Source organism: Mesorhizobium sp. M0800, assembly GCF_040320095.1.
Taxonomy (GTDB): Bacteria; Pseudomonadota; Alphaproteobacteria; order Rhizobiales; family Rhizobiaceae; genus Mesorhizobium.
In genome coordinates this window covers 183,926-203,736 of sequence record NZ_JAMYOZ010000001.1, presented here as the reverse complement: position 1 = coordinate 203,736, position 19,811 = coordinate 183,926, and the positions used below count along the sequence as shown (strand labels likewise).

Here is a 19,811-nt window from a genome sequence, read left to right as displayed (position 1 = left end):
CAATGAGCACGCTTCTCGAAGTCAACGACCTGCGCGTTACCTTCCCGACGCGCACCGGCCTGATCGAGGCGGTGCGCGGCGTCTCCTTCTCGCTCGGCCGCGAGCGGCTCGGCATTGTTGGCGAGAGCGGTTCGGGCAAGTCGCAGACCGGCCGCGCCATCATGGGCGTCACCCCGCCGCAGGCCGAGGTGACCGCGAAGACGCTCGCTTTTGACGGCATCGACCTGCTGGCCGCCTCGCCGCGCGAGCGCCGCGCGCTGCGCGGCAAGCGTATCGCCATGATCCTGCAGGATCCGAAATATTCGCTCGACCCGGTGATGAGCATCGGCCGCCAGATCGTCGAGACGCTGCGCACGCATGAGAAGGTCTCCAAGGCCGAAGCCCGCGACCGCGCGCTGGCCATGCTGGAGGCTGTGCAGATCCGCGATCCGGCCCGTGTCTTCGACCTGCATCCGCACGAGGTTTCCGGCGGCATGGGCCAGCGCGCCATGATCGCCATGATGCTGATCGCCGGGCCGGAAATGATGATCGCCGACGAGCCGACCTCGGCACTCGACGTCACTGTCCAGCTCGACGTGCTCGGCATCCTCGACCGGCTGGTCAGCGAGCGCGGCATGGGGCTGATCTTCATCTCGCACGATCTGCGCCTGGTCTCGTCCTTCTGTGATCGTGTCATCGTCATGTATGCCGGCAAGGTGGTCGAACAGCTCAAAGCCTCGGAGCTCGGCCGCGCCCAGCATCCCTATACGCGCGGCCTGCTCAACTGCATGCCCAAGATCGGCGCCGACCGTCACCCGCTGCCGGTGCTCGACCGCAAGCCGGAGTGGGCAGCATGACGGCAGCCCTTTCCGTCGACAGGCTGGAGGTGGTCTTCGACCGCTTCCGCGCGTTGAAAGGCGTCAGCCTCGAGGTCGAATCCGGTGAATCCTTCGGCCTGGTCGGCGAGTCCGGCTCCGGCAAGTCGACGTTGCTCAGGGCAATCGCCGGCCTGGCGCCGGCCGCATCAGGCACCATCGCGGTCAACGGCAAAACGCTCGGCGCACGTCGCGACAAGGCGTTCTACCGCGAGGTGCAGATGGTCTTCCAGGACCCGTACGGTTCGCTGCACCCGCGCCAGACCGTCGACCGCCTGCTGCAGGAGCCGCTCGCCATTCACGGCTTCGCCGACGGCGAAAAGCGCATCCAGCGGGCACTCGACGAGGTCGGCCTCGGCACCGGGTTCCGTTTTCGCTATTCGCATCAATTGTCCGGCGGTCAGCGCCAGCGCGTGGCGATCGCCCGCGCCCTGATTCTGGAACCGTCGATCCTGCTGCTCGACGAGCCGACCTCGGCGCTCGACGCTTCGGTGCAGGCGGAGGTGCTGAACCTGCTGGAAGAGATCAGGCGCCGCCGCAAGCTGACCTTCCTGATGGTCAGCCACGACCTAGCCATCATCACCCACATGTGCGAACGGCTGATGGTGATGCAGAACGGCGAGGCGATGGAGCACCTCAGCGCGGGCGACCTCGTCGAGCGCCGCGTCACCAAGGATTATACGCGCAATTTGCTGAGGGCCAGCGAGGGGTTTGTGAGGACGTAGCTTAACATTCCAGGTCGCGCTCTGTCGCGCCCCCCTCTGTCCTGCAGGACAGAGGGGCGCGCGAAGGAACTCAACTTCCGCCTTAGGCCCCGCTACCCTCCACAATGGCACTGCTATCTCCCGCCTCACCCTCCTGCCGCTGCTTCGGCTCCTTGATCCGAAACCACGTCACATAGAGCGCTGGCAGGAACAGCAGTGTGATCGCCGTGCCGGCGATGATGCCGCCCATCATGGCATAGGCCATCGGCCCCCAGAACACTTCGCGTGCGATCGGGATCAGCGCCAGGCTCGCGGCCGCCGCCGTCAGCGCGATCGGCCGCATGCGATGCTCGGTCGCCTCGATGACGGCGGCCCAGCGGTCCTTGCCCTCGTTCACAAGATCCTCGATCTGGACGATCAGGATGACAGAATTGCGGATCAGGATGCCGATCAGCGCCAGCACGCCGAGGATGGCAACGAAGCCGAGCGGTGCCCCGCTCGGCACCAGTGCGGCCACCACGCCGATCAGGCCGAGCGGCGCCACCGCCACGACCAGGAACAGGCGCTGGAAGCTCTGCAACTGCACCATCAGGATGGTCGCCATGATGAACAGCATCAGCGGCACCACGGCGGCTATCGGCCCCTGGCTGTTGGCGCTTTCCTCGACCGAGCCGGCGGTGGCGATCGAATAGCCCGGTGGCAATTTGGCGATGAAGGCGTCGACCGACGGCTTCAACTCGTTGACCACGGTGGCGGGCAGCACGTCGCCGACCAGCCCGGCGCGCACGGTGATGGTCGGGATGCGGTCGCGGCGCCACACTGTCGGCTGTTCGAGCTCGTAGCGGAAGTTCGCCACAGCGGCCAGCGGGATCGCCTCGCCGGTTCCGGTTGGCAATTGCATGTTCTGCAGTGTGCCGATCGAACCCCGTTCGGCCTCGCGCGAACGGGCCACCACATTGATCAGATAGGTCGCGTCTCGCACCTGGGTGATGGTGGAGCCGCCGACCGTGCTGTTCAGCGCGCTGGCGATGTCCGAAGAAGTGATGCCGAGTTGCCGTGCCTTGTCCTGCAGCACGTCGACCCTCAGCACGCGCTCGGGCTCGTTCCAGTCGAAAGTGGGTGCGGTCAGCTGCGGATTGGCGGAAATGATGCCGGCGAATTCTTGCGCCAGTGTCCGTACCGTCTGGACGTCAGGACCGCCGACGCGGTACTGCACCGGCCGCCCGACCGGCGGCCCGAGTTCGAGCGGCTTGACGAAGGCGTCGGTGCCGACGAACTCGTCGCGCAGCAGCTTTTCGAGCGCCGGCTTGACCCGATTGCGCGCCTCGATGCTCTTGGTGACGATGACGGTCTGGCCGAAATAGGGATTGGCCGGTTGCACGTCATAGGCCAGCACGAAGCGAACCGCGCCCTGGCCGATATAGGAGCTGAAGTGGTCGATATCGGGATTGCCGACCAGCGCCCGCTGTTCGAACCGCTCCATCTGGTCCCGGGTCTCGGCAATTGAGGAGTTCTGCGGCAGATTCCAGTCGACGATCAGTTCGGGACGGTCGGATGGTGGAAAGAACTGCTGCTGGACGAGGCCAAAGCCGCCCAGCGACGCCGCGAACAACAGCACCGTGGCGATGATGGTCAGCCAGTGATGGCGCACCGATCCGATGAGGACGCGCCGGAACAGCGCGGTGAAGCGGCCGGGATTTTCATGGTGCTGTTTCATCGTCGCCGGCAGGATGGTGACGCCGAGCAGCGGCGCAAACAGCACCGCGACGATCCATGACACCAGGAGCGAAACGGCGATGACGACGAACAGCGTGAAAGTGTATTCGCCGGCGGCGCTGTTGTTGAGGCCGATCGGGATGAAGCCCGCGACCGTCACCAGCGTGCCGGTCAGCATCGGAAAGGCGGTCGAGGTGTAGACATAGGTCGCCGCCTTGCGCAGATTGTCACCGACCTCCAGCCGAGCCACCATCATCTCCACCGCGATCATGGCGTCATCGACCAGAAGGCCGAGCGAGATGATCAGCGCGCCGAGCGAAATGCGCTGCAGCGATATGCCGAGATAGGCCATGACCGTGAAGGTGATGGCCAGCACCAGCGGGATCGACAGCGCCACCACGAAGCCGGCGCGCATGCCGAGGCTGATGAAGGACACGGCAAGCACGATGGCGACCGCCTCGAACAGGGCGCGCGTGAAACCGGAAACCGCCTCCTCGACGATGACAGGCTGGTCGGCGACCAGATGCACGCCGACGCCGACCGGCAGGTCGGCCAGCACCTTGTTCATCTCCTCGTGCAGGGCCTCGCCGAACTCCAGCAGATTGGCATTGGGCTTCATGCCGATGGCAAGGCCGATCGCGTCCTGCGCGTTGAAGCGGAACAAGGCCGTCGGCGGGTCGACATAGCCGCGCGAAATCGTCGCCACGTCGCTCAGCCGGAAGAAGCGATCGTTGACGCGCAAATTGATGGCGCGAAGGCTCTCTTCCGAGGTGAACTGGCCGCCGACGCGCACGCTGATGCGCTCCGGCCCGGACTGAATGACGCCGGAAGGCGTGATTGCGTTCTGGGCCTGCAGGCTGGCCACGATCGCTTGCTGGTTGAGGCCTAGTGCCGCGATCTGGCGGGTCGAGAATTCGAGGTAGATCGCTTCGTCCTGGGCACCGACCAGATCGACCTTGCCGGCGTTCGGCACGGTCAGGATCTTCGTCCTGACATCCTCGACATAGTCGCGCAACTGACGCGGCGTCAGCCCGTCGGCGGTGAAGGCATAGATGTTGCCGTAGACGTCGCCGAAGCGGTCGTTGAAGAATGGTCCCTGCACGCCTTGCGGAAACTGCGCCCAGATGTCGTTGACCATGTTGCGCACCTGCAGCCAGGTCGGCACGACGTCGCGCGCCTTGGTCGTCGGCTTCAGGTTGACGAAGATGACGGTCTTGCCGGCAGAGGTGACGGATTTGGTATAGTCGAGGCTGTCGAGCTCTTCGAGCTTCTTCTCGATGCGATCGGTCACTTGCCGCACCGTCTCGTTGACCGATGCGCCCGGCCAGTTGGCCTGGATGACCATGGTCTTGATGGTGAAGGCGGGGTCTTCCTCGCGGCCGAGATTGAGATAGGCAAAGACGCCGGCCACGACGAAGACCAGCATGAAATACCACACCAACGAGCGATGGCTCAGCGCCCAGTCGGAGAGGTTGAAGCCTTTCATATGGCCTCTCCCTCAGAGATCTTGACCTTCTGTCCCTCGGTCAGGCTGTGGACGCCGGCGGTGACGACGCGCATGCCTGCATTGAGGCCCTCGGCGACGGTGAAAGTGGCGGCACCCTTGGCGGCAATTTTGATGTCGCGGGCACTCACGCTCGACGTCTGCTGGTCGACGATCCAGACCTTTTCTCTGCCGTTCTTCTCCAGTAGCGCCGACAGCGGCAACTCGATCGTCGGCGTGATCTTGGCAATGCGGGTCGCCGTCACCGTCGAACCAAGCCTGAATGCCGGCGGCGGATCGATGAGCGTCAGCCGGACGCGGCGCGTGCGGGTCGAACCTTCGGCCTGCGGGGCGATCTCGCGCAGCTTGGCGTCGCTGCGTATCGTCGGCAGCGATTGCAGGATGATCTGGAAGGGCGTGCCGAAGGCGAGATCGCCGGTCAACTGGTCGGGAATGTCGACGACTGCTTCGCGCGGATCAGAGCGCGCCACCGTGACGACGGTCTGGCCGGGCGAGACCGTCTGGCCGACCTCGGCGCCGACGGCGGTGACAACGCCATCGAAGTCCGAGAACAACCTGGTATAGCCAAGCTGTTCCTGCGATTTGGCCAGCGCCGCATTGGCCCGCTCGACACCGGCCGCGGCGGCCTGCCTGGCTTGCCGCGCGGCGTCGAAGACGGCCTGCGAGGTGTTAGCGGCGACAAGCAACTGGCGCTGGCGCTCCTCGCTGGCGGCGGCATTGGCAAATTGCGCCTGCGCGTTGGAGAGTTCTGCCTTCGCCGCCTGCACGGCAAGCTCCAGCGCCGTCGGATCGAGCGCCGCGATCGTCGTGCCCTTGGTGACGATATCGCCGACCTTGACATCGCGGACGACGACCCGGCCAAGCAGGCGGAAGGCAAGGTCGGCGCTGAACTGCGGTTCGACAGATCCGGCGAATCCGAAGGTCTCTACGGTGCGGGGCTCGACCACCACCGACAGCACAGGCCGGATGATCTCGGGCGGCTTCTCTTCCGATTGCGAGCAGGCGCCGAGCACGAGCCCAAACAGCGCAGGAACAAGCGGGGCAGGGCTGCGCAGGAGCCGGTTCATTGCTCCGCTCCCGCTATCTCGACGGTCTGGCCGGGGCTGAGCAACTGGCCGCCGGCGGTGACGATCGTTTGGCCTGCCTCGAGCCCCTTGTCGATGATGACCGAGCCGGATCCGAAGGCCAGCACCTCCACCTGTCTCGCTGCCACCGCCTTGGTCGCTTGATCGACGACCCAGACGGCCGGCTTGCCCGCGCTCGAGGTCAATGCCTGCCACGGCACGATGACGGCCTTCGACGGCTGGGCGCTGACCGAGCCGATGATGGCCGCGCCGAGCGGCATGCCCGCGGGCGTGTCGGGAATGGCGACCTTGACCCGGATCGAGCCTGAAGCCGGATCGACCGCCGGCGAGATTTCACGCACCTTGCCCATCGCCTTGATCTGCGGATCCGACAACAGCGTGATTGTCACCGCGGGTGCTGCCGGCGTCTTTGCTACCATCGTTTCCTCTACGTTGAAGACCGCATCGCGGTCGCCATCCTCGGCAAGGGTGAAGACGGTCTGCGCCGCCTGCACCACCTGCCCGGCTTCGACCTGGCGCACTGTGATCACGCCTGCCGCACCCGCCTTGAGTTCGGTGAAGGAAAGGTCCTCTTTAGCATTGGCGAGCGAGCTCTGAGCGGCATCGACGCTGCCTCGCGCCACCTTCGACGCCTGTTCGGCCGCATCATAGTCGCGCCTCGTGGTGTAGCCCTGGGCAAGCAGTGTCTTTTGCCGTTCGAAGGCGGCGGCGGCCTGGGTCAATTGCGCCTGCGCGGCGTCGAGATCAGCCTGCGCCGAGCGCAAGTCGAATTCCTGTTCCTGCGGATCGATGCGGGCGAGCACGGTACCTTGATCGACATGCTGCCCGACGTCGACAAGCCGTTCGGCGACGCGGCCGCCGACCCGGAACGAAAGATTGTTTAGCGTGCGCGCCGCGATCACACCGGTGAGCGAAGTCCTTGGCGCATAGTTGGCGATCGCCACGGTCTCGGTGAGGACCATCACAGGCAGTTTCTTCGCGGCGGCCTCCTGCTTCTGGCAACCGGCCAAAAGCAAAGGCAGCATTGCCATTGCGCAGGCTAGAATTGTGGAGGCAGGAAAAGACAAATGGGTTTTGACCGGCGGCGGCGAGACGGACGATGTCGCGTTCCTGCTCATAGCTCCCTCAACCGCGCGGACCGCCCCCTGTAGCAAGACGGCGCGGACAATGGCGAGGATAATTGATCCCCGCAAAAAGGAAACCTCTTCTCGTACGCGTATAGGCGGTTGGGTAAGCTGGCCAGTTAACGCATCGGCGACAGGCCCAATCACCCGCCGCCAGTGCCAACTTGAGGAAAACCTGAAATAAGCCCAGAAGAGTCTCAACAGCCATCAAACGAGAGCGGGCGCCGGCCCGGTGAGGGATACGATGACAAATTCAGCCATTTCCGAACGCAAGAGCCAGTCGATTTCGCGCGGCGTCGGCATGACCACTCAGATCTATGCCGATCGCGCCGAAAACTCGGAGATCTGGGATGTGGAAGGCCGCCGCTACATCGATTTCTCGTCCGGCATCGCCGTCGTCAACACCGGCCACCGTCACCCCAGGGTGATCGAAGCGGTCAAGGCGCAGCTCGACCGCTTCACCCACACCTGCTATCAGGTCGTGCCCTATGAGAGCTATATCAGGCTGGCCGAACGGCTGAACGGCATGCTGCCCGGCAAGTTCGACAAGAAGACGATTTTTGTCACCACCGGCGCCGAAGCGGTCGAGAACGCGATCAAGATTGCGCGCAACGCCACCGGCCGGCCGGCGGTCATCGCTTTTTCCGGCGGCTTCCACGGACGCACCTTCATGGGCATGGCGCTGACCGGCAAGGTCGTGCCTTACAAGGTCGGCTTCGGCGCCATGCCGGCGGATGTCTTCCATGCGCCGTTCCCGGTTCCGCTGCACGGCGTGTCGGTCGCCGATTCGCTGGCTGCGCTCGACCGGCTGTTCAAGGCCGATGTCGATCCGGCCCGCGTCGCCGCGATCATCGTCGAGCCGGTGCAGGGCGAGGGCGGCTTCTACGAGGCGCCGCGCGATTTCATGACCGCATTGCGCAAGATCTGCGATCAGCACGGCATGCTGCTGATCGCCGACGAGGTGCAGACCGGCTTTGCCCGCACCGGCAAGATGTTCGCCATGGACCACCACGAGGTGGCGGCCGACATCACCACCATGGCCAAGAGCCTGGCCGGCGGCTTCCCGTTGGCGGCGGTCACCGGGCGTGCCGAGATCATGGATGCGCCGAACCCCGGCGGACTCGGCGGCACCTATGGCGGCAGCCCGATCGGCGTCGCCGCGGCGCATGCCGTGCTCGACGTCATCGACGAGGAGAAGCTCTGCGACCGCGCCAACACGCTGGGCAACCGGCTAAAGCAGCGCCTGCAATCGATCCGCGACGAAGCCCCGGAGATCGTCGATATCAGAGGCCCCGGCTTCATGAACGCGGTCGAGTTCAACGATGTGACGAAGGGGCTGCCGTCGCCGGAACTCGCCAATGCGGTCCGGCTGAAGGCGCTCGACAAGGGCCTGATCCTGCTCACCTGCGGCGTCTACGGCAACGTCATCCGCTTCCTCGCGCCGATCACCATCCAGGATGGAGTCATGAACGAGGCGCTCGACATCCTGGAAAGTTCGATCCGCGAGGCCCGCGCCGCCTGAGCGATACGATTATCCTGCCGCGCGGGTAGGCTCTGCCTGCTGGAAGGCAGCGAGCGCCGCCTTCAGCCCGTCGGGCCCGGTCGCGACAATCTGCGGCGGCGGCGAAAAGCCGGCGCCGAGCATCTTGCGGCCAAGCATGTGGTCGCCGGGCCGGTTGACCGATTCGATGCCGAGCAGGCGGCTTCCGGCATAGTGGTAGATGGAGAATTTGTTCTCGGCCACGTCGCCCAGCACGACATGGCTGTCGCCACCCGCAATCAGGCCGACCATCTGCAGCTTCATGTCACCGATATCGGACCAGAACCACGGCACCGCCGAGTAATTGTCGGTGTGGCCGGCGATGGTGCGTGCGGCGAGCCGCGCCTGGTCAGTGGCGTTCTGCACCGATTCCAGCCGCACGTCGCCGCCGGTGAACCAGTGCCGGTAAGACGCCGCGTCGCCGATGGCGAGGATTTCCGGCACCGACGTGCGCATCTGCTGGTCGATGCGGATGCCGTTGGCGATGGCAATGCCGGCGGCTTCGGCCAATTCGACATTCGGCACGACGCCGATACCGATGACGACCATCTGCGCCGGCAATCTTTCGCCGGATGAGGTGATTGCAGCCGAAACACGGCCGTTCTCGTCCTCCAGCCGTTCGATGGTGGTGCCGGTAAGGATGCGCACACCGGTGGCCTCCAGCCGCTGGCGCACATGGCCGGCGATGACCGGTGCCACGGCGCGGCCGAGCAGCCGGTCGACCGCCTCGACCACCGTAACCTTGCGGCCTGCCGCGGTGAGCGTCGCGGCAATCTCCAGGCCGATGAAGCCGCCGCCCAGGATGACGACCTCCTCGCTTTGCACGCTCAATTCGCGGATCAGGCGGGCATCACCGAGCGAGCGCAGCGACACAACGCCGGAAAGCTCCGAACCCGGCAGCGGCAGCAGGCGCGGCCGCGCGCCGGTGGCGAGGATCAGCCGGTCAAACGGCAACACACCGCCGCCCGATATCTCCAGCCTGCGGCCGCCTACGTCGATCCGCTCGACCCGGATGCCTGGCCGGAAGTCGATGGCGCTGCCGGTATAAAAAGCCTCGCCGCGCAACGGCTGCGGCTTTGCTTTCTGATCCTTGATGAAGGTCTTCGACAGCGGCGGCTTGTGGTAGGGCAATTCGTTTTCGTCGCCGACCAGGATCACCGGGCCGTCATAGCCTTCTTCGCGCAGGCTGGCGGCCGCTTGCACGCCCGCATGACCCGCACCGACAATGACGACCCCGTTCTTCATAACAGCCCGATTCCTCTTCCAAATCTAGGACGTCTCGCCAGGTGGCGATTGTCCGGCGCCGCCGCAAGAGCGCCGATCCGGGTCGCACCCGGAACGGCCGCCTGTCAACTGCGTCATGTGCCGGCATTCCTCATAGTCGGTGTTAAAGTTGACAGTTCTAGTTTAGAATAATTCTAAACTGTTGTTTCAATTGAATTTTTTCTATGCCACCAGTTGACATCCGGCGTCTTCGCCGTTTTATGGAAGCTCGCGCGTCAGCGCATCCCTTTGATGTCTGGGCCTTGAACCCTTTCGATTGGAGGCATTTCGGTGTCTTTCTTCCGCGAACCGCGCGATGGCGCGACCCTTCTTTGCCCGCTGGCAACTGCCCGCCGCGGCGCCAGCATTTCATTGATTCCCGAGGAGAGACAATCATGAGAACGATGATGACCGCGCGGTATGGCGGCAGGCTTGCGGCGATCGGCGCCACCGCGATGCTGACGGCGGCCGTGTTCGTGCTGCCGGCCAAGGCGCAAACCGATGCCAAGGCGGTCATCAAGACCTATTCCGACATTGCGCTCGCCAAATACGAGGATTCGCTGATCACGGCCGAGGCGCTCGACAAGGCTGTCGATGCGCTGCTCGCCAAGCCATCTGCCGAAACGCTGAACGCCGCCCGCGAGGCCTGGAAGGCATCGCGCGTTCCCTATCAGCAGACCGAGGTCTATCGCTTCGGTAATGCCATCGTCGACGACTGGGAAGGCAAGGTGAACTCCTGGCCGCTCGACGAAGGCTTGATCGACTATGTCGCCAAGAGCTACGGCACCGAGTCGGACGCCAACGTGCTCTACACCGCCAATGTGATCGCCAACAAGTCGATCGAGATCAACGGCAAGAAGGTCGACGCCACCGACCTGACGCCGGAGTTCCTCTCCGGCACACTGCAGGAGGCCGGCGGTATCGAGGCCAATGTGGCGACCGGCTATCACGCCATCGAATTCCTGCTTTGGGGTCAGGACTTACACGGCACCGGTCCGGGCGCCGGCGAACGGCCCTACACCGATTACGACCTCGCCAATTGCACCGGCGGCAATTGCGACCGTCGCGGACAGTATCTGAAATCGGCGAGCGACCTTCTGGTTTCCGATCTAAAGGATATGGTCGACGACTGGAAGGAAGGCGGCGCCGCCCGCAAGAACCTTGTCGATGGCGAGCTGAACGCCGCCATTTCGACCATCTTCACCGGCATGGGCTCGCTGTCCTATGGCGAGCTCGCCGGAGAGCGGATGAAGCTCGGCCTCTTGTTGCACGACCCGGAAGAGGAGCACGATTGCTTCTCCGACAATACCTACAACTCCCATCTTTACGATGCGATAGGCATCCGTGCCGCCTATCACGGCAGCTACAAGCGGCTCGACGGCACTGTCGTCGAGGGGCCGTCGGTGGCCGACATGGTCAAGGCGGCCGACCCGGCGGTTGACAAGGAATTGTCGGACAAACTGGACGTCACCGTCGCCAAGATGGAGGCCATCAAGGCGCGGGCGCTTGCCGGCGAGGCCTATGACCAGCAGATCGGAGAAGGCAACACGGAAGGCAATGCCACTGTGCAGGCGGCGATCGACGCGCTGGTCGATCAGACCAAGTCGATCGAACGCGCCGTCGGTACCCTGAAGCTCAATGCGATAGCCTTCGAGGGCTCGGACAGCCTCGATTCACCGGACAAGGTGTTCCAATAGACTATCGAAACCACCAGCCACGCGACGCAACGAAGCGCCGTTAGCCAGAGCGACAAATGCTGATCTGCCATTGCAACATCATCACCGAAAAGGAGATAGAGCAGACGATCGTCGGACTGCTGGATGAGGACCCCTGGCAGCTGATCGTGCCGGCGAAGGTCTATCACGCCATGCACAAGCGCGGTCGCTGTTGCGGCTGCTTCCCAAATGTGGTCGAAACGATCATTCGGGTCACCGAAAATTACCATGCCCGCTCGGCGGCGAGTGGCGTGGACATCGTTTCACACCTGGATCGCGTCAGAGGCCTACGCGTCCAATACGGGAGCAGAACCCATGAAAGGCGAACAGCAGATCATAGAGCGGCTTAACGAGGCTCTGTTTCTGGAACTTGGGGCGGTCAATCAATACTGGGTGCATTTCCGGCTGCTGGAAGACTGGGGATACGCCAAGCTGGCGAAGAAGGAACGCGCTGAATCGATCGAGGAAATGCACCATGCCGACCGGCTCGTGGCGCGCATCATCTTCCTCGAGGGCCATCCGAACCTGCAGTCCGTGGCGCCGCTGCGCATCGGGCAGAATGTCAAGGAAGTGCTCGAATCCGATCTTGCCGGCGAATATGACGCGCGCACCGCCTACAAGCGTTCGCGCGAGGTTTGTAACGAAGCAGGCGACTACGTGACGATGAAGCTGTTCGAGGAATTGCTGGCTGACGAGGAAGGTCACATCGACTTCCTCGAGACGCAACTCGACCTGCTCGCCTCGATCGGCGAAGAAAAGTACGGCCAACTCAACGCAGCGTCGGCCGACGAGGCGGAATAAGGACATGCCGGAATGCGGCGCCCCCTAGATTTCATGCGCCGCTTGCGGCCGGCCGAGCATTGTGGCCTGCCGCCTCAGAAGAAGCCGCGATACGGTATCCTTCGCGGCGCCTTTCTTGCCGTGGTGGCGACGCTCACAGCCTCGGCGCTGGCCGGGGCGCCGCAACCGGCGGGGCTTGCCACCAGCCGCACGGATCTGACGCCGAAGGATCTGGCGCGCGTCATCGCCATCACCAGGCCGACCAGCGATTTCTCCAAGCCCGAGCAATTCGAGCTGATGCAGGGCGGCGCCGGCACCTCGAAGAAGGACGTCAACAAGGACGCCTTCTCGCAATCCTCTGCCAACATCAGCTTCGAGGAAGAGGGTACCTTCAAGCTCGGCAACGCCATTTTCCGCAAGAACTGGGTGTCCTCGCCATCCTCGACACAAGCCTCGGATGGGCTCGGTCCGTTGTTCAACGAGCGCGCCTGCCAGAACTGTCATCTGAAGGACGGCCGCGGGCATCCGCCCGAAGGCGACAGCGGCAGCACCTCGATGTTCCTGCGCCTGGCAAGGGATGCCAGTACCGAGGAGGAGAAAGCCGCGCTCGCCGATCACAAGGTGCTCAACTTTCCCGACCCGGTCTATGGCACGCAGCTGCAGGAATTGGCCGTTCCCGGTCTGCAGGGCGAAGGCAGGATGCATGTCGACTACCAGGACGAGAAGGTGAAATTGGCGGACGGCAGCACGGTGTCGCTGCGCAAGCCGAGCTATTCGGTCGACGGTCTCGCCTACGGGGCGCTCGATCCACACACCACGCTGTCGCCGCGCATGACGCCGCCGATGATCGGCCTTGGCCTGGTCGAGCAGATCGCTCCTGCCGACATCCTTACGCGTGCCGATGCGGCCGACCGCGATGGTGACGGGATTTCCGGCAGGCCAAACATAATACGCGACGCCAGCAGCGGTGAACTGACGCTCGGCCGTTTCGGCTGGAAGGCGCAGGCGGCATCGATCCGCCAGCAATCGGCGGACGCTTTTGCCGGCGATATCGGCATTTCGACGCCTGAGGTGCCGAAGCACTGGGGCGATTGCAGCGCCGCGGAAAAGACCTGCCTTGCCCTACCTAACGGTGTACAGGAGCGCCTCGGTCCGGTCGAAGCGCCGCCGCCGGTCATGGACCTCGTGACCTTCTATTCGCAAAACCTTGCCGTGCCGGCCCGGCGCGATCTCGACAGACCGGACGTGCTCGCCGGCAAAAAACTGTTCTACGATATGGGCTGCATCTCCTGCCATACGCCGAAATTCGTCACCCGTCGCGGCACTCCGAACAAGGCGCAGGCCTTCCAGCTGATCTGGCCTTATTCCGATTTCCTGCTGCATGACATGGGACCCAGCCTTGCCGACGGACAGGCGGTGGGCGAGGCCACGGGAAGCGAATGGCGCACGCCGCCACTGTGGGGCATCGGGCTCACCCAGACCGTCAGCGGCAACACCTTCTTCCTGCATGACGGGCGCGCACGAAGCCTGGCCGAGGCGATTCTGTGGCATGGCGGCGAGGGCCAGAAGGCGCATGACCGCTTTGCCGCTGCCGATGCGGCCGACCGCGCTGCGCTGATCAAGTTTCTGGAGTCGCTCTGATGCGGAAGCGTTTTGCATTCGCTCTGATGCTGGTCCTCGGCGGTGCGCTGCCGGCATCCGCGGCGGTGAAGGCTTCGGATGTGATCCAGCGGGCGATCGACGGCTTCGTCCGCCCGGCCTATGCCAGACTGCATGACCATGCGGACAGCTTGGCCAAGACCATGCACGCGCTTTGCCAAGCGCCCTCGCGAGACAATCTCGATGCGGCACGCGCCGAATTCTCGGGTGTCGTGGATGCCTGGTCGGTGGTGGAAATCATCCGTTTCGGGCCGATCGCGGAAAACAACCGGCTTGAGCGCATGCTGTTTTGGCCGGACCGCAAGAGCATCGGCCTGAAGCAGGTGCAGGCGGCACTTGCCGGCAAGGATCCGACAGCCGCCGATCCGGCCCAGCTGGCTACAAAGAGCGTCGCCGTGCAAGGGCTCGGCGCACTGGAATTCGTCCTCTACGGCGACGGAGCCAGTCAATTGGTCGGCAGGGACGACGCCTATCGCTGCGCCTACGGTGCGGCCATTGCCGGCAATGTCGAGACGATCGCCGGCGAGGTTGGCGATGCCTGGAACGAGCCCAACGGCTTTGCCGCGCTCTGGGCCAATCCGGGTCCGCAGAACGCGCTCTACCACGACGGAACTGAAGCGGTGACCGAACTGGTCGGCGTCTTCATCAACGAGCTGGAAATGGTCCGCGACGTACGCCTGAAAGGCTTCCTGGGCGCCAAGCCGGAGGCCGACAAACCGAAACAGGCGATCTATTGGCGCTCGCAAAACACCGCCCGCTCGCTGACCGGGAATCTGGCGGGCATGGACGCGCTGTTCCAGGCCTCGCAGCTCGGCGAGGCGCTGCCGCCCGATGCGCGCTGGATGGTCGAATCGGTCCACATCCAGCTCACCAACGGGATTGAGGCGGCCAAGGCAATCAGGGGTCCGATCGACAAGGCACTTGCGGATCCGGCGCAGCGCCGCAAGCTCGACTATTTCTCGCTGGTGACATCCAGCCTGACGACCCTGATCGGCACCAGGCTAACCGCCGAATTCGGCCTGACCGCCGGGTTCTCGTCATTGGATGGCGACTGATCATGAGGACGCCGCTGATCGATCGGCGCGATTTCCTGAGGGCCGCAGGCGCTGGTTTCGCAGCGGCGATGGCGCCGTCGGCCTGGGCAAAGACACTCGACGCCGACGCGGTCTTCGCCACCGCTTTCGTCAAGCGCGACGGCAGCTATGGCGCGGCCGTCCTGTCCGAGGCCGGCAAGTTGTTGCACACGATCGATCTGCCCGATCGGGGCCACGACGTTACCTTCGACCCGGTGTCCAAGCGTTCGGTGGTGTTTGCCAGGCAGCCGGGCACTTTTGCTGTCGTCTTTGACCACACCGGCCGCGATGAACCGCAGACCGTTGCCAGCGTTGCCGGCCGGCATTTCTTCGGCCACGGCGTGTTCTCGGCCGATGGCACGCTGCTCTACGCAACCGAGAACGATTTCGACAATGCCGCCGGCGTCGTCGGCGTCTATGACGCGCATGCGAAATTCAAGCGCATCGGCGAGTTCCCGACCTACGGCATGGGCCCACACGAGCTTTTGCTGCTTTCCGACGGCAGGACGATTGCTGTGGCCAATGGCGGCATCGAGACGCATCCGGATTATGGCCGCGCCGAGCTCAACATTGCCACGATGCGGCCATCCTACGTGCTGGTCGACCGTCTCACGGGCGATCTCACCGAAAAGCACGAATTGCCGCCGGCGCTGCACCAACTGTCGATCCGCCATATGGATGCCGACCGCTCCGGCACCGTCTGGTTCGGCTGCCAATACAGGGGGCCGGGCATCGACCGTCCCCCGCTGGTTGGCCGCGCGCCGCGCGGCAAGGACTTGCAATTGCTCGACATGTCGCAGGATGTGCTCTCCGGCTTCAGGAACTATATCGGCTCGGTCGCCGCCAATCCTGCCGCCGGCACCATCGCCGTGTCTTCGCCTGAGGGGAATTCGCTTGCCGTGATCGACACGGCCAGCAGCCGCGTCGTCGCCACCAAGGCTCTGGTCGAGGTCTGCGGCGTTGCAGCCGATGGGGAAAGCTTCATGGCGACGACCGGCGCCGGCGATATCGTCGAGTCCGGTGGCTCGATACGTTCCGAGCCGGACTATGTCTGGGACAATCACGTGCTGCGTATCGAGCAGGTTGGCTAGTCCCGATACCTATTGTGGCGATTGCGTGCGTTGGAACTTACATTCTTGGACCCGCGCCGAAGCCAAGTCGCCTGACGATTTATCCATTATTCCCTTGCGAGGATCAGCCCTGGCGGGCAGAGGGAAGCTGTTTTCGAAACTGTCTCAACCGGCCGCTTCATGAAATTGCTTGCCATCGACTGTGCCGCCAATCTCTGCGCCGCCTGCGTCTACGACGCGGCGGCCGGGAAAGAACTCGGCCGTTCGGTGCTCGATCTCGGTAAGGGTCATGCCGAGCATCTGATGGGTGTCATCGAAAAGGCGTTGGGGACCAGCAGAACCGATTATGCCAGCCTCGGCGCCATTGCCGTTTCCACCGGTCCGGGCTCCTTCACCGGTCTGCGCGTCGGCGTCTCGGCGGCGCGCGGCCTTGCGCTGGCGCTGAAAATACCGGCGATCGGCGTGACGACTTTGGAGGCCCTGGCGGCGCAAGCGAGAGCGGCATTTCCCGGTCGCGCCGTGCTCGCCGCGCTCGATGCAGGGCGCGAGGAAATCCATGCGGCACTCTACGATGAAGCATCCGTTTTGATTTACGGTCCCTCGGTGACCACGCTCTCGCAAGCCGCCGCCATCGCGGTTGACAGCTCCGCGGTTCTGGCCGGTACGGCGGCAACGCAAATTGCCGCCTCGGCCGGGCGCAGCTTCGATCTCGGCGGGACGGCGGCCACCGCCGACATCGCCGTCTATGCCCGGCTGGCCGGGGCCCAAGGTGCCGGTAAACACGGCGAGAGCGAAAAACCGAAACCGCTCTATCTGCGCGGCGCCGACGCAAAGCCGCAGGCCGGCTTTATTCTATCTAGGCAAGACCATGATCCCAAAAAGTGGAAACCGGTTTTGGGAAAAGATCATGGTCCAAACGGAAACAAGTCCTGATGCGCATTCCATTCCTCCAGCCGCGTCGCAGGGACTATGCGATCGAGCCGCTGACGGTTGCCGACAGCGCGGCCATGTCGGTGCTGCATCGCGAGGATTTCGCGCGGCCGTGGACCGACGACGAATTCGCCGCCCTGCTCGAGCAGGACACGGTGTTCGGCTATGCCGCGCGCGAGACCGGACAGGGTGCCAAGCCGCCGGTCGGCTTCGTGCTGGCGCGGCTGGCGGCCGGCGAGGGGGAGATCCTGACGGTCGCGGTGGCACGCTCGCATCGGCGCCGGGGGCTCGGCTGGCAATTGATGGATGCGGTGCTGCGTGAACTGCACGCACAGCGCGCCGAGGCGCTTTTCCTCGAGGTCGACGAGACCAATGTCGCCGCGATCGCGCTCTACCGGCGGTTCGGCTTCCGCGAGGTCGGCAAGCGCGCCAACTATTACAAGTCGCCGGAGCACGGCCCGACCGGCGCGTTTGTCATGCGCCGCGATCTTCGCTAGCCAAACGCCGGGGTGGTGCGGATGATAGGAAAAATCAGGATTTTCCTGGCGCTGGGGCTGGTTGTCGTCGGCTCATTGGTGCTTGTTCCTTTGCAGATACTGTCGATGAGGACCGGACTCTGGCGCGAGACCTTCATCCTGAAAATCTGGCACAGGATGATTGTCAGGACGCTGGGGCTGCGCATCCATGTCAAGGGGACTCTCTCCGAACAACGCCCATTGCTGGTTGCGTCCAACCACATCTCCTGGACCGACATCATGGTGCTGGGGTCGATGGTCGACGTGACGTTCATCGCCAGGGCCGATATGGCCGGCTGGCCGTTGATCGGCATGCTGTCGAAGCTGCAGCGCACGGTCTTCATCGAACGTGAGCGCAAGCGTTCGTCGGGCGACCAGGCGAGCGAGATCGCCGGCCGCATGGCCAAGGGCGACGCCATGGTGCTGTTCGCCGAAGGCTCGACCGGCGATGGCAACATGATCCTGCCGTTCAAGAGCACGCTGTTCGGCGCCGCCACAATGGCGATTGCGGAAGGGGCGGCCGAACAGGTCTTCATTCAGCCGGTGGCGATCGTCTATACGCGCCTGCATGGCGTGCCGCTCGGCCGCCGGCATCGGCCGGTTGCCGCCTGGATCGGCGACGAGGAGCTGATGCCGCACCTTAAGGTGCTGATGGCCGAGGGCGCCCTCGACGTCGAGGTGCATTTTGGCGAGGCGATTGCTTTCTCCAAGGGCTCCAGCCGCAAGGAGACAGCAAAGCAGATGGAACGTCAGGTGCGCGAGATGGTGCAGGCGGCGCTCGCCGAACCGCTCCCGAGCCGGTAGGCTGCGCAGGTTCCGGCCAGATTCGTCTGTTTTTTGTCGGGGAAAGGCGCTAGAAGCCGCGAAATGGAATTGAACACGATAGAACGCGACGACATCGGCGCTGCCGCCGAAAACCTGGTCGTTCCGCCTGCCGCGACCAGAAAGGTCTTCGTCAAGACCTATGGCTGCCAGATGAACGTTTACGATTCGCAGCGCATGACCGATGCGCTGGCGGCCGACGGCTATGCCGCGACAGACGCCATCGGCGAGGCCGATCTGGTGCTGCTCAACACCTGCCACATCCGCGAGAAAGCGGCGGAAAAGGTCTATTCCGAACTTGGGCGCATCCGTGAGTTGAAGGCCGAGCGTGCAAAGGCCGGGCGCGAAATGCTGGTCGGCGTCGCCGGCTGCGTGGCGCAGGCCGAGGGTGCCGAGATCATCCGCCGCTCGCCGGCCGTCGACCTGGTCATCGGCCCGCAGACCTACCACCGGCTGCCCGGTGTGCTGGCGAGGGCGCGTGGCGGCGAAAAGATCGTCGAGACCGACTATGCCGTCGAGGACAAGTTCGAGCATCTGCCGCAGCCAAAGCGCGCCGAACTGATCAGGCGCGGCGTGACGGCGTTCTTGACCGTTCAGGAAGGCTGCGACAAGTTCTGCACCTTCTGTGTCGTGCCCTATACGCGCGGCTCGGAAGTCTCGCGGCCGGTGGCACAGATCGTCGCCGAGGCCGAGCGTCTGGCGGATGCCGGCGTGCGCGAGGTGACGCTGCTCGGCCAGAACGTCAATGCCTGGCATGGAAGAGGCGAAAACGGCGAGGAATGGGGCCTTGGCCGGCTGCTGTTCAGGCTGGCCGAGATTCCGGGCCTGGCGCGGCTGCGCTACACAACCAGTCATCCGCGCGACATGGAGGATGAATTGATCGCCGCCCATCGTGATTTGCCGACGCTGATGCCCTATCTACATCTACCGGTGCAGTCCGGCTCCGACCGCATACTCAAGGCGATGAACCGCAGGCATATGGCCAAAGACTATCTGACGTTGATCGACCGCATCCGTGTCGCACGGAACGATATCGCACTGTCCGGCGATTTTATTGTCGGCTTTCCCGGCGAGACGGAAGCCGATTTCGAGGCGACCATGCAGTTGGTCGAAGACGTCAACTATGCCTCGGCCTTCTCGTTCAAATATTCTTCGCGCCCCGGCACGCCGGGCGCGGAGATGGGCGATCACGTGCCGGAGGCCGTCAAGGACGAGCGCCTGCAGCGGCTGCAGGCGCTGCTTCTGAAACAGCAGCAGGATTTCGGCACCAGCCTGATCGGGAGGACCATCGACACGCTGATCGAAAAGCCGGGCCGCCAGGCCGGCCAGAAGGTTGGCCGCTCGCCCTGGCTGCAGCCGGTTATTGTTGATGAAAAGGCCGGCGAAATCGGTGACATTATCCAGGTACGAATCACGAAGACGGGCTACAACAGCCTGTTCGCCGAATTGGCCTGAAG

The 19,811-nt window shown here is 64.1% G+C and carries 17 protein-coding genes; 13 read left to right on the top strand and 4 right to left on the bottom strand.

Annotated elements, in window-relative coordinates; all coding sequences use genetic code 11:
- The first annotated feature begins 2 nt into the window (after positions 1-2).
- A complete protein-coding gene (locus NKI18_RS00980) occupies positions 3-836 on the top strand; it encodes an ABC transporter ATP-binding protein (RefSeq protein WP_023676876.1) in 834 nt (277 codons plus the stop codon).
- Positions 833-1,579 (top strand): ABC transporter ATP-binding protein, encoded by a 747-nt coding sequence (locus NKI18_RS00975; protein ID WP_352614584.1) that lies wholly within the window; start codon positions 833-835, stop codon positions 1,577-1,579. The genes NKI18_RS00980 and NKI18_RS00975 overlap by 4 nt, the downstream gene beginning before the upstream one ends.
- A gap of 82 nt (positions 1,580-1,661) precedes the next feature.
- Here NKI18_RS00975 and NKI18_RS00970 read toward each other — a convergent pair whose 3' ends face one another.
- From NKI18_RS00970 to NKI18_RS00960, 3 genes are read right to left on the bottom strand one after another with little or no spacing between them, the layout of a single operon-like run.
- Entirely contained in the window at positions 1,662-4,760 is a 3,099-nt protein-coding gene (locus NKI18_RS00970) for an efflux RND transporter permease subunit (RefSeq protein WP_352614586.1), read from the bottom strand.
- On the bottom strand, positions 4,757-5,845 hold the full coding sequence (locus tag NKI18_RS00965) for an efflux RND transporter periplasmic adaptor subunit (RefSeq protein WP_353018636.1): 1,089 nt from the start codon (positions 5,843-5,845) through the stop codon (positions 4,757-4,759). The genes NKI18_RS00970 and NKI18_RS00965 overlap by 4 nt, the downstream gene beginning before the upstream one ends.
- A complete protein-coding gene (locus tag NKI18_RS00960; RefSeq protein WP_353018633.1) occupies positions 5,842-6,825 on the bottom strand; it encodes an efflux RND transporter periplasmic adaptor subunit in 984 nt (327 codons plus the stop codon). The genes NKI18_RS00965 and NKI18_RS00960 overlap by 4 nt, the downstream gene beginning before the upstream one ends.
- Positions 6,826-7,231: 406 nt before the next feature.
- On the opposite strand from NKI18_RS00960, the gene NKI18_RS00955 reads away from it, so the two are divergent.
- On the top strand, positions 7,232-8,509 hold the full coding sequence (locus NKI18_RS00955; protein ID WP_352614589.1) for a 4-aminobutyrate--2-oxoglutarate transaminase: 1,278 nt from the start codon (positions 7,232-7,234) through the stop codon (positions 8,507-8,509).
- Positions 8,510-8,518: 9 nt separating this feature from the next.
- Here NKI18_RS00955 and NKI18_RS00950 read toward each other — a convergent pair whose 3' ends face one another.
- Positions 8,519-9,772 (bottom strand): NAD(P)/FAD-dependent oxidoreductase, encoded by a 1,254-nt coding sequence (locus tag NKI18_RS00950; protein ID WP_352614590.1) that lies wholly within the window; start codon positions 9,770-9,772, stop codon positions 8,519-8,521.
- A gap of 425 nt (positions 9,773-10,197) precedes the next feature.
- Here NKI18_RS00950 and NKI18_RS00945 point away from each other — a divergent pair, with 425 nt between their 5' ends.
- The 10 genes from NKI18_RS00945 to miaB all read left to right on the top strand — a co-directional run bounded on the left by NKI18_RS00945 (position 10,198) and on the right by miaB (position 19,809).
- Entirely contained in the window at positions 10,198-11,487 is a 1,290-nt protein-coding gene (locus tag NKI18_RS00945; RefSeq protein WP_352614766.1) for an imelysin family protein, read from the top strand.
- 56 nt (positions 11,488-11,543) lie between these two features.
- The gene (locus NKI18_RS00940) at positions 11,544-11,855 is read left to right on the top strand and encodes a (2Fe-2S)-binding protein (RefSeq protein ID WP_023676882.1); all 312 of its coding nucleotides are present in this window, start codon (positions 11,544-11,546) and stop codon (positions 11,853-11,855) included.
- Complete coding sequence (bfr, locus tag NKI18_RS00935) at positions 11,821-12,306, top strand: bacterioferritin (RefSeq protein WP_023676883.1); 486 nt, start codon at positions 11,821-11,823, stop codon at positions 12,304-12,306. The genes NKI18_RS00940 and bfr overlap by 35 nt, the downstream gene beginning before the upstream one ends.
- A 12-nt stretch (positions 12,307-12,318) precedes the next feature.
- Positions 12,319-13,926, top strand: a complete 1,608-nt coding sequence (locus tag NKI18_RS00930; protein ID WP_352614591.1) for a di-heme oxidoreductase family protein — start codon at positions 12,319-12,321, stop codon at positions 13,924-13,926.
- Positions 13,926-14,999, top strand: coding sequence for an imelysin family protein (locus NKI18_RS00925; protein ID WP_352614592.1), 1,074 nt, complete (start codon positions 13,926-13,928; stop codon positions 14,997-14,999). Before NKI18_RS00930 ends, NKI18_RS00925 begins: the two co-directional genes overlap by 1 nt.
- A 2-nt stretch (positions 15,000-15,001) precedes the next feature.
- Positions 15,002-16,108, top strand: a complete 1,107-nt coding sequence (locus tag NKI18_RS00920; protein WP_352614593.1) for a DUF1513 domain-containing protein — start codon at positions 15,002-15,004, stop codon at positions 16,106-16,108.
- Positions 16,109-16,267: 159 nt separating this feature from the next.
- Positions 16,268-17,020, top strand: a complete 753-nt coding sequence (gene tsaB / locus NKI18_RS00915) for a tRNA (adenosine(37)-N6)-threonylcarbamoyltransferase complex dimerization subunit type 1 TsaB (RefSeq protein ID WP_352614594.1) — start codon at positions 16,268-16,270, stop codon at positions 17,018-17,020.
- A complete protein-coding gene (rimI, locus tag NKI18_RS00910) occupies positions 17,020-17,514 on the top strand; it encodes a ribosomal protein S18-alanine N-acetyltransferase (protein ID WP_352614595.1) in 495 nt (164 codons plus the stop codon). Before tsaB ends, rimI begins: the two co-directional genes overlap by 1 nt.
- A gap of 21 nt (positions 17,515-17,535) precedes the next feature.
- Entirely contained in the window at positions 17,536-18,336 is an 801-nt protein-coding gene (gene olsA / locus NKI18_RS00905) for a lyso-ornithine lipid O-acyltransferase (RefSeq protein ID WP_352614596.1), read from the top strand.
- 63 nt (positions 18,337-18,399) lie between these two features.
- Complete coding sequence (miaB, locus tag NKI18_RS00900) at positions 18,400-19,809, top strand: tRNA (N6-isopentenyl adenosine(37)-C2)-methylthiotransferase MiaB (protein ID WP_352614597.1); 1,410 nt, start codon at positions 18,400-18,402, stop codon at positions 19,807-19,809.
- Positions 19,810-19,811 lie beyond the last annotated feature (2 nt).

Excerpts from the sequence above, each read along its gene's own strand:
- NKI18_RS00980 (WP_023676876.1), top strand. The coding sequence starts at position 3 with ATGAGCACGCTTCTCGAAGTCAACGACCTGCGCGTTACCTTCCCGACG.
- NKI18_RS00975 (WP_352614584.1), top strand. The coding sequence starts at position 833 with ATGACGGCAGCCCTTTCCGTCGACAGGCTGGAGGTGGTCTTCGACCGC.
- NKI18_RS00970 (WP_352614586.1), bottom strand. The coding sequence starts at position 4,760 with ATGAAAGGCTTCAACCTCTCCGACTGGGCGCTGAGCCATCGCTCGTTG.
- NKI18_RS00965 (WP_353018636.1), bottom strand. The coding sequence starts at position 5,845 with ATGAACCGGCTCCTGCGCAGCCCTGCCCCGCTTGTTCCTGCGCTGTTT.
- NKI18_RS00960 (WP_353018633.1), bottom strand. The coding sequence starts at position 6,825 with ATGGTCCTCACCGAGACCGTGGCGATCGCCAACTATGCGCCAAGGACT.
- NKI18_RS00955 (WP_352614589.1), top strand. The coding sequence starts at position 7,232 with ATGACAAATTCAGCCATTTCCGAACGCAAGAGCCAGTCGATTTCGCGC.
- NKI18_RS00950 (WP_352614590.1), bottom strand. The coding sequence starts at position 9,772 with ATGAAGAACGGGGTCGTCATTGTCGGTGCGGGTCATGCGGGCGTGCAA.
- NKI18_RS00945 (WP_352614766.1), top strand. The coding sequence starts at position 10,198 with ATGACCGCGCGGTATGGCGGCAGGCTTGCGGCGATCGGCGCCACCGCG.
- NKI18_RS00940 (WP_023676882.1), top strand. The coding sequence starts at position 11,544 with ATGCTGATCTGCCATTGCAACATCATCACCGAAAAGGAGATAGAGCAG.
- bfr (WP_023676883.1), top strand. The coding sequence starts at position 11,821 with ATGAAAGGCGAACAGCAGATCATAGAGCGGCTTAACGAGGCTCTGTTT.
- NKI18_RS00930 (WP_352614591.1), top strand. The coding sequence starts at position 12,319 with ATGCGGCGCCCCCTAGATTTCATGCGCCGCTTGCGGCCGGCCGAGCAT.
- NKI18_RS00925 (WP_352614592.1), top strand. The coding sequence starts at position 13,926 with ATGCGGAAGCGTTTTGCATTCGCTCTGATGCTGGTCCTCGGCGGTGCG.
- NKI18_RS00920 (WP_352614593.1), top strand. The coding sequence starts at position 15,002 with ATGAGGACGCCGCTGATCGATCGGCGCGATTTCCTGAGGGCCGCAGGC.
- tsaB (WP_352614594.1), top strand. The coding sequence starts at position 16,268 with ATGAAATTGCTTGCCATCGACTGTGCCGCCAATCTCTGCGCCGCCTGC.
- rimI (WP_352614595.1), top strand. The coding sequence starts at position 17,020 with ATGCGCATTCCATTCCTCCAGCCGCGTCGCAGGGACTATGCGATCGAG.
- olsA (WP_352614596.1), top strand. The coding sequence starts at position 17,536 with ATGATAGGAAAAATCAGGATTTTCCTGGCGCTGGGGCTGGTTGTCGTC.
- miaB (WP_352614597.1), top strand. The coding sequence starts at position 18,400 with ATGGAATTGAACACGATAGAACGCGACGACATCGGCGCTGCCGCCGAA.